The organism is Mycobacterium sp. (assembly GCF_036488105.1).
Taxonomy (GTDB): domain Bacteria; phylum Actinomycetota; class Actinomycetes; order Mycobacteriales; family Mycobacteriaceae; genus Mycobacterium.
Genome location: NZ_DASXHW010000503.1, coordinates 1 through 11045, shown reverse-complemented (window position 1 = coordinate 11045; position 11045 = coordinate 1). Strand labels below are relative to the sequence as shown.

Genomic DNA, 11045 nt, shown 5'->3' with positions numbered 1-11045 from the left:
GCACATCTGGCGAACGGCACTTACACGATGAACGTCGACGTGCCCGACGGCGTGCGATGCACGGTCTACTTCCTGCCCTCGCATGACGTGTATACGTGGGATGCGGTGACGCTGACCGGCTCGGTGACTTCCACGTTCGACGCCGGCTGTGGCGGCGCGCCGGGCGGCACCGCCAGCTGGCCGTTCAGTCTGGTCCGGTTCTGAGGCCGGAGTGCGCTAAGCAGGCAGCCAAAAGTCTTCAGCGAGCCGGCAGTCCAAGCACTCGCTGCGCAATGATGTTGCGCTGGATTTCCGAGGTGCCGCCGGCGATGGTCCCCGAGAAGCTGCGGGCGTAGCGCTCGAACCAGCTGCCGAAGTAGTGGTCGAGGTTCATCGGTTCGTACGGTCCGGTCAGCGCCGGGTGCAGCAATCCATCGGATCCCGCTGCGGCCAAGGCGTTTTCGCATGCCTGCCGTTCGGCTTCCGAGCCGAGGAGCTTGAGCACCGATAGGGCAGGCACGTCTTCTTCGCCGCGGGCGGCCCGGGCCAGCGCCACCGATCCGAGCAGCCGAAGCGCCTGGCGGTCCATGATCGCGGTGGCGTAGTGGTCACGCTCGAGGGCGTTCGACGGCTGAAAGTCGGATATGACGTTGTCGAGCCGATCGGCGAAGCCGAGCCACATCATCGTGCGCTCATGACCCAGTGAGCCGTTGGCCACCCCCCAGCCCTGATTGAGCGGTCCGACCAGATTCTCCGCCGGCACCTTCACGTCCTCGAAGAACACCTCGTTGAAGTCCAAGTTGTCTTGGCCGCAGATATCCGGGAACGGCCGACGCGTTACACCCGGGGTATCGGTCGGGATCACCAGTGCGCTGATCCCCTTGTGCTTAGGCGCATCCGGGTCGGTGCGGACGAACGTCAGCAGGACGTCGGCGTCGTGAGCACCCGACGTCCACACCTTCTGGCCGTTGACCACGAAGTGATCACCGTCGCGCACCGCCTTCGTCCGCAGCGATGCCAGATCCGAACCGGCGCTGGGCTCGCTCATCCCCAGCGACGCGGTGATCTCGGCCCGCAGAATGGGCACTGCCCAGCGTTGCTTCTGCTCGTCGCTGCCGAACGAAATAAGTGATGCCGCAATGATATTCACACCCTGCGGGTTGAAGCTGTGATAGATCCGGCGCTTGCACAGCTCTTCCAGATACACGTACTGCTGCAAGACCGTGGCATTGCGGCCACCGAACTCCGGCGGTTGAGTGGGCAGCAGCCAGCCGTTGTCGAACAGCAGGCGCTGCCAGCGGCGGGCCCAATCCGGCATGTGCGAGACCGACTTCGGCCGTTCCAGCGCCTCAGCCGCGCTAGCGGGCACGTGCTCGTCCAGGAACGCGACGAACTCCGCGCGGAATGCCTCGACGTCTGGATCAAAGGTGAGCTGCACGGTACTCCTCGGTAACCCTCGCCCGGTGCTCGGCGGTTCCGCCGAGCATGAGCTCGCCGGCCTTGGCCCGCTTCAACGCGAATTGCAGGTCGTTCTCCCACGTGAAGCCCATCGCACCGAACAGCTGCAGGCCGTGGCGGAACACCAGCGACTGACATTCTCCCGCAGCCGCTTTCGCCATCACGGCGGCCAGTCGCCGGCGCGGATCGTCGGCGGCTATCGTCAGCGCCGCGTAATAGGCCAGCGCCCGCGCCCGTTCCACCGCGACGTGCATGTCGGCCGCTTTGTGCTGGACCGCCTGGAACGATCCGATCGGCACCCCGAACTGGTGGCGACTGCGCACGTGGTCGAGGACCAGGTCCAGAATGCGTTGGCACGCACCGACCATCGTCATCGCCATGCCCATCAGGGCGACGTGGTGCGCCCGTTCGGTGTCGACCTTGATGCGTGCGGCATCGGGCAGCCGCAGTCCGTTGAAGGTCAGGTCGGCGACGTGCAGGACGGGGTCTAGCACGGCGCTGCGTCGCCTGGAAAGCTGCCCGCCCGCGTCGTCGGCGTTGACGATGAACACCGCGGCATCGGTCACCACGGCCAGCCACTCGGCGCGGTCGCCGTCCAATACGTGCCGCGCGGTGCCGTCCAGCACCCACTCGTCGCCGTCTCGGTGAACGGTAATTCCGTTGTAGACGGCTGTACCGGACGCCTGAGGGTCGAACCGGTCGGCGGCCAGCGGCGCAAACTGGGTCATCGTCGCCAGAAACGGGGTGGGATCGGTGGCACGTCCCAGCTCTTCGAGCACGATGGCCAGCTCGACGGCGGTCTCGGGCTCGTTCATCTCGGTCCAGCCGTGCTCTACGTAGGCCTTCCACAGCGGGCTCGGGTCGGCGCCGTCTTCGGCGACGCCTCGGACCAGCGCGGGAGGGCACTGCTTGCCCACAGCGTCGCGCACGGTTTCCTGCCAGAGCCGCTGATCAGCGTCGAATTCCAGCAGCATCCCGGCCAACTCCTTAGATCAGTTAACGTGCTGTGAGAATACTATTCTCTTAATAGCACAGTGACAATCTCGCCGAGAACACTCCATGGCCGGGCGGACGTCAGCGAGAGGTAGGTGGCGATGGTGGACATTGGGTTTATCGGTCTGGGCCACATGGGTTTTCCGACGGCGCGGCGTCGAGGCGAAGGCATTCGGTGTGCCGGTCGAGATCGCCGAAGCCGTCGCTCGACTCTGGGAAGCCACGTTGAACGACGAGGGCGCCGACTCCGATTTCACGTCCGCGATCAAACCGATCGCGCGGGCCGCCGGCGTCACTATCGACAGCTCCGAAAAGGAGAGAATGATATTATCGCTGGTGAAGAACAGCACTTAACGCATAGGGCCCGATTGTGGCCACTATCAGGTGCGATGAATAATCGAAATGCTTACCGGAAACCCGTTGATTAGCGGCGATCGGGGATGTTAGTTTGGCTATCAGACTGCTGATGGCCTCGACGCAGTCGGCCGATTCACGAAGGGCGGTTTAGGTGATCGAGCACCCGGACGGGACGCGCACGCCGCTGATCGACGCCAGCGTGCACATCTTCTTCTCGTCCAACAAGGAACTGCGCTCGACGCTGCGCGAGCCGTTCAAGAGTCGCGGCTTCCCCGACTACGAGATGGATTGGTACGGCGCTCCGGGCGGCGAATACGCGCCCAAGACCGAGGGGCCGGACCGGCAGTACCCGGGTTCGGACCCGGAATTCGTTGGCGACGAACTGTTTACGAAGCGCGGCGTCGACATCGCGGTGCTGCACCCGATGGCGCGCGGCATCATGCCGGACCGGCATCTGGGCACCGCACTGCATGCGGCCCACAACGAGATGATGGTGTCGAAGTGGTTGGAGCACAGCCAGTTCGGCGATCGATTTCGCGGCACCATCCGGGTGAATCCCGACGACATCACGGGTGCGCTTCGCGAGATAGAAAAATGGCGTTCGCATCCGCGGGTGGTACAGATCGGCGTCCCACTGCAGTCGCGTGAGGTCTACGGTAAGCCGCAGTTCTGGCCGCTGTGGGAAGCGGCGGTCGACGCGGGCCTCCCAGTGGCCGCGCATATCGAGGTCGGCTCGGGTATCGCCAATCCGCCGACCCCGAACGGCAACACCCGCACCTACGAGCAGTACGTCAGCTTCATGGCGCTGAACTACATCTACCACCAGATGAACATGATCGCCGAGGGCGTCTTCGAACGCTTCCCCGGCCTGAAGTTCGTCTGGGGCGACGGCGCCGCGGATTTCATCACGCCGTTCATCTGGCGGATGGACACGTTCGGCCGGCCGCACCTCGAGCAGACGCCGTGGGCGCCCCGGATGCCGAGCGACTACCTGCCCGGCCATGTGTTTTTCGTCCAGGGCAGCCTCGACGGCCCCGGCGACACCGAGTTCGCCGGCGAGTGGTTCGGCTTCACCGGCAAGGAAGACATGGTGATGTTCGGCTCGAGCTACCCGCACTGGCAGTGCGGCGACATCAATACATTGCCCAAGGCACTGTCTGCCGCGCAACGGGAGAAGCTGTGCTGGCGCAATGCGGCCAACCTGTACGGGATCGACGTTTCGGTCGATCTCGCGACCGGCTAGTCGCAGAATAGAAGAAGTTAGGGAGAGCGAGGAGATCGAGATGACGCTGACCCATTCACAAGAGCGCGTTCCGGCCGCCGAGCGCATCGCCGTGCGGTGCGTCGACTCGGATGTCCACCCGGTGCCCCGGCGCGGCGAGCTGGTCCAGTACATCCCCGACCCGTGGCGCAGCAAGTACTTTCTGAGTCGCAATGTGGGCGACCAGATCTATTACGACGCCCCGGACTACGCGCATGCCTACGCGATGCGCACCGATGCGTTCCCGCCGGACGGCGAGTTCCCCGGCAGCGACCCGGACATGGCGTTCCGCCAGCTGATCATGGAAGCGGGTTCCGACATCGGCATTCTGGAACCCGGCGCCTACCCAGCGCGGATACCCGAGGCGCAGCACGCGATGTCGGCCGCCTTGAACGACTGGCAGGCCCACCACTGGCTCGACAGCCACAACAACTGGCACGAGCGGTGGCGCGGATCGATCTGCGCCGCGATCGAGGAGCCCGAAGAGTCGGCTCGCGAGATCGAGAAGTGGGCCGGGCACCCCTACATGGCGCAGATTCTGATCAAGGCCGAGCCGCGGCCGCCTTGGGGTAACCCGAAGTACGACCCGATCTGGGCCGCCGCCACCAAGCACGACATGCCCGTGAGCTGCCACCTGTCGCGCAGCCAGTTCGACGAGCTGCCGGCCCCGCCGGTCGGGTACCCCAGCTACAACCACGACTTCATGGTCACCTACTCGCTGCTGGCCGCCAACCAGGTGATGAGCCTGATCTTTGACGGTGTCTTCGACCGTTTCCCCGGGCTGCGCATCGTCTTCGTCGAGCACGCATTCACCTGGATCCTGCCGCTGATGTGGCGGATGGACGCGATCTATGACGCGCGCAAATCGTGGGTGGACATCAAGCGCAAGCCCTCGGAATACGTCAAGGACCACATCAAGTTCACCACCCAGCCGCTGGACTACCCCGAAGACAAGACCGAGCTGACTCGCGCGCTGGAGTGGATGGAGTGCGAGAAGATCCTGCTGTTCTCGTCGGACTATCCGCACTGGACCTTCGACGACCCGCGCTGGCTGGTCAAACACCTGCCCAAGTACGCCCGGGATGCGGTGATGTACAAGAACGGCATCGCGACGTACCACCTTCCGGAGACGGTTCCCGTCCTCGAGGGTCAAGTCCGGGTGCTCTGAGTTGCCGGAGGAAATCACCGAGCGGCCTCAGCCCCGATTGGCTCAGGGCCGCGAGCACGTCGTCGCCACAGTCGGCGAGATCCCTTCGGGCAAGCACAAGTTGGTGCCGATCGGCCGACACGGTGTGGGTGTCTACAACGTCAACGGCACCTTCTACGCGATCGCGAATTACTGCCCACACCAAGGCGGCCCGCTGTGCTCGGGACGCGCGCGAGGGCGCACCATCGTGGACGAGACCGCGCCCGGTGATGCGGTCATGGTGCGGGATCAGGAATACATCTACTGCCCTTGGCACCAATGGGGTTTCGAGCTGGCGACCGGCACGACCACCGTCAAGCCGGAATGGAGCATCCGCACCTACCCGGTGCGAATCGTCGGCAACGACGTCCTGGTGATGGCCTGACTTACAGGAGAATCTGTGTCTTCTATCGAGGTAAACGGTGGCAACGTCGTCTACGAAATCCTCGGTGAATCCGGCGATCTCATTGCCCTGACGCCGGGAGGCCGGTTCAGCAAGGAGATCCCCGGTCTGCGTCCGCTGGCCGAGGCTCTGGCCGCCGGCGGGTACCGGGTGCTGCTGTGGGACCGGCCCAATTGCGGCGCGTCCGACGTGCAGTTCTACGGCCAAAGTGAATCGCATATGCGCGCCGAGACGTTGCACAAGCTCGTGACCGGGCTGGGCTTCGAGCGGTGCATTCTCGCCGGCGGGTCCGGTGGGGCAAGGGATTCCATGCTGACCACGATGCTGTACCCCGAGCTTGTGGAGAAGCTCGTGGTATGGAACATCGTCGGCGGAATCTACGGCTCGTTCGTGCTGGGCTCCTACTACATCGTCCCCAGTATTCTCGCGGTGCGCGGTACCGGAATGGACGGCGTGATCAAGGTGCCGGAGTGGGGCGAGCGCATCGAGGAGAACCCGGCCAACAAGCAGCGCTTCCTTGATTTCGACTCCGACGAGTTCCTCAAGCTCATGCTGCGCTGGCTCAACGCGTTCGTTTCCAAACCGGGCCAGACGATTCCGGGCGTCGAGGACGAGATGTTCGATCGAATCAAGATCCCCACCTTGATCATTCGTGGCGGCGAGAACGACTTGGATCACCCCAAGCGGACATCGCTGGAGGTCAGCTGCTTGATCAAGGGATCTAAGCTGATCGACCCGCCCTGGCCGGAGGACGCGTGGGAGCGCGCATCGGAAGCTCGCGCCCAGGGCAAAGTCAAGCATTTCAACATGTTTGACACCTGGGTGCAGGCGGCACCGGCGATCCTGGAGTTCCTGGGGCACTGATGCATCTACACCGTGCGAATGTGCACCTCGCAGTTCAAGGAAGCCTCCAGCGCCGTATGGATCCGGCTCTCCGGAATACGTTCGAGGTCGCCTGCACGCAACGTCACATGCACGATGTCGTAGCCGCCGTCGCCGGGCGTCCGGACAATGTCGCCGGTGAGCCCGAAGCCGGCCAGCACGCCGTGCGCATCATCATCGGTTCCCCGGCTGACGAAGGTGATCACACCGGCGACCGGGAAGGTCGCAAAAGCGTTGGCGCACAGGTCAACAGCTGCCTGCTTGGCCGCGTCGACGTCGTCACAGGTGATCAACAGCTCGACCTCGCGGCGACCGGCAGGCATGGCCCCGAGGTCCTTGACCAGGACATCGCCACCCACGTGACCGACAGCATCGAGGAGCGCCGCCATGCCCTCCGTTAGTTGTGCAGGCGCCAGCGCGTTGTCTGGGTCGACATTGACCCGCACGACTGCGGTTCGCATGTGCGCAAGCCTAACTGTGACGTCGGGAGCAAGCTGATGGAGACCAGCGCCGCGCCAGTCATCACCATCGGCTCCTGGCCCGGCTTCACGCCAAGGCTGCTGAGCGACCAAGTTGGCCGGGACCGCGAAGACCTTGCCGCATACCGGCAACTCGGTGGTTATCGGCCGCTCGCCGGAGCTGACGAATTGGTGGGCGACGTCGAGTCGGGCGGGCTCCTCGGGCGGGGCGGGGCCGGCTTCCCGCTCGCGGTAAAGGTGCGCGCGGTACGCGACAACGGTCGCGCCGCCGGTGGCGCCGTCGTTGTGGCCAACGGCGAAGAGGGCGAACCGGCCTCGATCAAGGACAGATGGTTGTTACGGCACCGGCCGCATCTGATCCTTGACGGACTGCGACTTGCCGCCGCGATGGTGGGTGCTGACCGCACCTATGTCTATGTGTCCGACCCACAGTCTGCGCGCAGTGTGGAAGCCGCACTGGCCGAGCTTGGACCGGGCGCCTTCGACGGCATCGCGGTTGAAGTCCGGAGCGTCGAGCCGGGATACGTCGCCGGCGAAGAAACCGCCGCGGTTCGCGCGCTGAACGGCGGTCCGGTCAAGCCGACTGACAAGCCGCCGCGGCCTTTTCAGGAGGGTGTCGGCGGACTGCCCACGCTGGTGAGCAACGTGGAAACGCTGGCCAGCCTGCCCTACCTGCAACACCACGGCTCAGCCGAGTTTCGCGCGCTGGGCACGTCGGAGTCGCCCGGCAGCTTCCTGGTGACGGTCACCGGTGCCGGCCGTGCGCCCGGTCTGTATGAGATTCCGCATGGTCTGCCGTTCCCAGAACTGCTTGCCCTGCACGGTGTTTCGCCCGACCAAGTACAAGGTGTGCTGATGGGCGGTTACTTCGCCGGCCTGCTCGATCGCGGTGTGCTCGACGCCACGTTGGACTACGAGACACTGCGCGGACTCGGAAGCGGCCTGGGCAACGGCGCGATAGCGCTGATCACCGATGAATGCCCGCTCGCGGTTGCCGCGTCGGTACTGGCCTACTTCGACCGCGAAAACGCCGGGCAATGCGGCTCCTGCTTCAACGGGACCGCGGCGATGGCTGCGGCCGCCGGGGCGCTGCGCGACGGCGCCGCGACCGAGGAGGACCTGGCCCGGTTACGCCGCTGGTCGGTAGTGCTTCGCGGCCGCGGTGCATGCGCGACGCTCGACGCCGCGACCAACATCGCCGCGAGCCTATTGGCGAAGTTCCCCGACGTCGTCCAGCGCCACCTCCACAATGGTTGCCAGACATGCCAACTCGGCGCGTTCACGGCCGACCGTCCCTACCAGGTAGAGGCGGTGAGCCAGGTTTGAGAATCCGTCTGGACCGCACGGTATGCGACGGCTTCGGGGTGTGCGCGAAGCACGCGCCCGGGTACTTCTCCCTCGACGACTGGGGATACGCATCGCTGGAAGGCGACGGCGAAGTCCCCGAAGGCGACCGCGATGCCGTGAAGCGGGCACTGCTGGATTGCCCGGTACACGCGATCACCGAGTGGGGCGAGCACCGCGACGCCGAGCCGCACGAGAGGTCGGTGGGCGCCGACGATGCGGCCGAAAACCTCAAAACCGAAGCGAACGAGGCCGAGTGGGGGTTCACCCGTTGACCGGACGTCCACTGCCGTTGATCACGATCGACAACGAGTTCTTCTGGACCTCGGGTGCCGACGGCAAGCTTCGTCTGCAGGAATGCGGCGATTGCACCGCGCTCATCCATCCGCCGGCCCCGGTGTGCCGATACTGCCGCTCGCACAACCTGAAAGTGCGGGCGGTCTCGGGCCGCGCCACGTTGGCCGGATTCACCGTCAACCATCGCTTCAGCGTGCCGGGCTTACCCGCCCCCTACGTCGTCGCCCAGGTCGCAATCGCCGAAGACCCGCGAGTTCGACTGACCACCAACATCATCGACTGTGATCCCGAGCAACTTGAATTGGGCCAGCAGGTGGAGGTCGTCTTCGAGCACGACGAAGACGTCTGGCTGCCACTGTTCCGTCTCGTCGACGACGCCGAACCCGCGGCGTTGCCGATCGACGAGATCGAACCGGAGCGGTTCGGAGAGTTCGTGCGGCCGATGCTGACGCCGGAGAAATTCGAAGACAAGGTGGCGCTCACCGGAATCGGCATGTCGGAGATCGGGCGACGGTTGATGGTGTCACCGCTGTCGCTGACCGTCGCGGCCTGCGAGGCCGCGATCACCGACGCCGGCCTGACGATTGACGACATCGACGGCTTGTCGACCTACCCCGGCGGCGGCAACCTCGGCGGCTTCGGCGAGGGCGGGGTCACCTCTTTGGAAGCTGCGCTGGGCATTCGGCCGACATGGCACAACGGCGGCATCGAGACTTTCGGCCCCGGTGGCTCGGTGATCGCCGCGATGCTCGCCATCGCCGGCGGGCTGGCCCGGCACGTGCTCTGCTTTCGGACATTGTGGGAAGCCACCTTCAACGAGCAGATGAAGCAGGGCAAGATCGTTCCGTCGGGAGGCCGTCGCGCCGACTGGCTGCTGCCGTTCGGCGCCACCTCGGCCGCACATACGTTGGCGCAGAACGCGCAACGCCACTTCCACCGCTACGGCACGACGAAAGAGACACTCGGCTGGATCGCGTTGAACCAGCGTGCCAACGCCGAGCTGAACCCGACGGCGGTGTACCGATCGCCGATGACCATGGACGACTATCTCCATGCGCGTCCTATCACCACACCGTTCGGGCTCTACGACTGCGACGTACCCTGCGACGGCGCTATCGCGGTGATCGTGTCGGCCGTCGATGCTGCCCAAGACACCGCCAAACCACCGGTGTTCGTCGACGCCGTCGGCACCCAGATCATCGAGCGGATCGATTGGGACCAAAGCACATTGACCCATGAACCTCAGGTACTGGGCCAATCCGCCCACCTGTGGTCGCGCACCTCGTTGAAGCCCGCGGACGTCGACGTCGCCGAGCTGTACGACGGATTCACCATGAACTGCTTGTCCTGGATCGAAGCGCTCGGGTTCTGCGGAATCGGAGAGGCAAAAGACTTCCTCGACGGCGGAAAGAACATCGCCCGCGACGGTCAGCTACCGCTGAACACTCACGGCGGTCAGCTGTCACATGGCCGAACCCACGGCATGGGTCTGCTGCACGAAGCGATCACGCAATTGCGCGGCGAGGCCGGCGAGCGCCAGGTCGCCGATGCCCGCGTCGGAGTGGTCAGCAGCGGTGGGCTGACGCCCAGCGGCGTGCTGCTGTTGCGGGCCGAATAGCGGCGCACATGACGATAGTTCCGCAGCCCAGGCTCGTCATCGTCAACGGCGTGCCGATGTCGGCCTTGGTCGCCGAGGCACCGGACCCGCGCGCGGTGATCGTCGCTATTCACGGCGGCGGCACTACGGCACGGTATTTCGATTGTCCGGGCCATCCTGAGTCGTCGCTGTTGCGAGCCGGCGCGGCGCACGGATACACCGTGATCGCGCTCGACCGGCCCGGCTACGGCAGCTCTGCCCCCTACCCCGAGTCGGTGGCTCACCCCGAACAACGGGTTGCGCTCGCCTACGGCGCGGTAGATCGGGTTCTCGGCGAAAGACCGCGCGGTGCCGGGCTTTTCCTGATGGCCCATTCCGGCGGATGCGAACTCGCATTACGGATGGCTGCCGACAGTCAGCGCAGCGATCTGCTCGGCATGGAGCTGGCGGGCACCGGGCGGCACTACCATCCCGCGGCCCGTGAGATCCTGAAATCAGCCACCCGGGACCACCGCCCAGCAGGCCTGCGCGAGTTGCTGTGGGACCCGGCCGAACTGTATCCGCCCGAAGTACTGGGCGGCGCAACGGTTTATCCGGGCGCACCACCATACGAAGATCAGATGGTGTCCAACTGGGCCCGCCAAGACTTTCCGGCGCTCGCCCCGGCCGTGCGCGTGCCGGTGCAGTTCAGCATCGCCGAACACGAGAAGGTGTGGCAGTCCGATCCGCCGGCGCAGGCCGAGATCGCGTCGATGTTTTCCGGTGTACCGCGGTTCCAGATCAACCAACACAGCGATGCCGGCCACAAC

General features: G+C 65.1%; 12 protein-coding genes and 1 pseudogene. 10 read left to right on the top strand and 3 right to left on the bottom strand.

The features are described 5' to 3' along the window. Nucleotides 1-204 (top strand): annotated as a pseudogene (locus VGH54_RS26670) (hypothetical protein); the annotation flags it as partial. A 34-nt stretch (nucleotides 205-238) separates the two neighbouring features. Here the strand turns inward: VGH54_RS26670 and VGH54_RS26665 are convergent. Together VGH54_RS26665 and VGH54_RS26660 are read right to left on the bottom strand one after the other, a co-directional pair. Continuing rightward, on the bottom strand, nucleotides 239-1417 hold the full coding sequence (locus VGH54_RS26665) for an acyl-CoA dehydrogenase family protein (protein WP_331515137.1): 1179 nt from the start codon (nucleotides 1415-1417) through the stop codon (nucleotides 239-241). Beyond that, nucleotides 1401-2411 (bottom strand): acyl-CoA dehydrogenase family protein, encoded by a 1011-nt coding sequence (locus VGH54_RS26660; protein WP_331515136.1) that lies wholly within the window; start codon nucleotides 2409-2411, stop codon nucleotides 1401-1403. The genes VGH54_RS26665 and VGH54_RS26660 overlap by 17 nt, the downstream gene beginning before the upstream one ends. A gap of 130 nt (nucleotides 2412-2541) precedes the next feature. On the opposite strand from VGH54_RS26660, the gene VGH54_RS26655 reads away from it, so the two are divergent. The 5 genes from VGH54_RS26655 (at nucleotide 2542) to VGH54_RS26635 (ending at nucleotide 6501) form a co-directional block, all read left to right on the top strand. Continuing rightward, nucleotides 2542-2784: a hypothetical protein gene (locus VGH54_RS26655; RefSeq protein WP_331515135.1), complete on the top strand. Its 243-nt coding sequence runs from the start codon at nucleotides 2542-2544 to the stop codon at nucleotides 2782-2784. A gap of 154 nt (nucleotides 2785-2938) precedes the next feature. Beyond that, the gene (locus VGH54_RS26650; protein ID WP_331515134.1) at nucleotides 2939-4030 is read left to right on the top strand and encodes an amidohydrolase family protein; all 1092 of its coding nucleotides are present in this window, start codon (nucleotides 2939-2941) and stop codon (nucleotides 4028-4030) included. A gap of 40 nt (nucleotides 4031-4070) precedes the next feature. Beyond that, nucleotides 4071-5216 (top strand): amidohydrolase family protein, encoded by a 1146-nt coding sequence (locus tag VGH54_RS26645; protein WP_331515133.1) that lies wholly within the window; start codon nucleotides 4071-4073, stop codon nucleotides 5214-5216. Between the two features lies 1 nt (nucleotide 5217). Further along, nucleotides 5218-5619 (top strand): Rieske (2Fe-2S) protein, encoded by a 402-nt coding sequence (locus VGH54_RS26640; protein ID WP_331515132.1) that lies wholly within the window; start codon nucleotides 5218-5220, stop codon nucleotides 5617-5619. A 15-nt stretch (nucleotides 5620-5634) separates the two neighbouring features. Continuing rightward, on the top strand, nucleotides 5635-6501 hold the full coding sequence (locus VGH54_RS26635; RefSeq protein ID WP_331515131.1) for an alpha/beta hydrolase: 867 nt from the start codon (nucleotides 5635-5637) through the stop codon (nucleotides 6499-6501). A gap of 5 nt (nucleotides 6502-6506) precedes the next feature. Here VGH54_RS26635 and VGH54_RS26630 read toward each other — a convergent pair whose 3' ends face one another. After that, complete coding sequence (locus tag VGH54_RS26630) at nucleotides 6507-6980, bottom strand: hypothetical protein (RefSeq protein ID WP_331515130.1); 474 nt, start codon at nucleotides 6978-6980, stop codon at nucleotides 6507-6509. Nucleotides 6981-7016: 36 nt separating this feature from the next. Between VGH54_RS26630 and VGH54_RS26625 the strand changes: the two genes are divergently transcribed. The 4 genes from VGH54_RS26625 to VGH54_RS26610 all read left to right on the top strand — a co-directional run. After that, the gene (locus tag VGH54_RS26625) at nucleotides 7017-8324 is read left to right on the top strand and encodes an NADH-ubiquinone oxidoreductase-F iron-sulfur binding region domain-containing protein (RefSeq protein ID WP_331515129.1); all 1308 of its coding nucleotides are present in this window, start codon (nucleotides 7017-7019) and stop codon (nucleotides 8322-8324) included. Continuing rightward, entirely contained in the window at nucleotides 8321-8617 is a 297-nt protein-coding gene (locus VGH54_RS26620; RefSeq protein ID WP_331515128.1) for a ferredoxin, read from the top strand. Before VGH54_RS26625 ends, VGH54_RS26620 begins: the two co-directional genes overlap by 4 nt. Beyond that, nucleotides 8614-10257 carry a thiolase C-terminal domain-containing protein gene (locus VGH54_RS26615; RefSeq protein ID WP_331515127.1) on the top strand — a complete coding sequence of 548 codons (1644 nt, stop codon included), beginning with the start codon at nucleotides 8614-8616 and terminating at the stop codon, nucleotides 10255-10257. Before VGH54_RS26620 ends, VGH54_RS26615 begins: the two co-directional genes overlap by 4 nt. 8 nt (nucleotides 10258-10265) lie before the next feature. After that, on the top strand, nucleotides 10266-11045 hold a 780-nt coding region (locus tag VGH54_RS26610; RefSeq protein WP_331515126.1), incomplete at its 3' end, for an alpha/beta hydrolase.

What these genes read in the sequence shown, in the direction of transcription:
- VGH54_RS26660 (WP_331515136.1), bottom strand. Translation starts at nt 2,411, where the DNA reads ATGCTGCTGGAATTCGACGCTGATCAGCGGCTCTGGCAGGAAACCGTG.
- VGH54_RS26645 (WP_331515133.1), top strand. Translation starts at nt 4,071, where the DNA reads ATGACGCTGACCCATTCACAAGAGCGCGTTCCGGCCGCCGAGCGCATC.
- VGH54_RS26630 (WP_331515130.1), bottom strand. Translation starts at nt 6,980, where the DNA reads ATGCGAACCGCAGTCGTGCGGGTCAATGTCGACCCAGACAACGCGCTG.
- VGH54_RS26625 (WP_331515129.1), top strand. Translation starts at nt 7,017, where the DNA reads ATGGAGACCAGCGCCGCGCCAGTCATCACCATCGGCTCCTGGCCCGGC.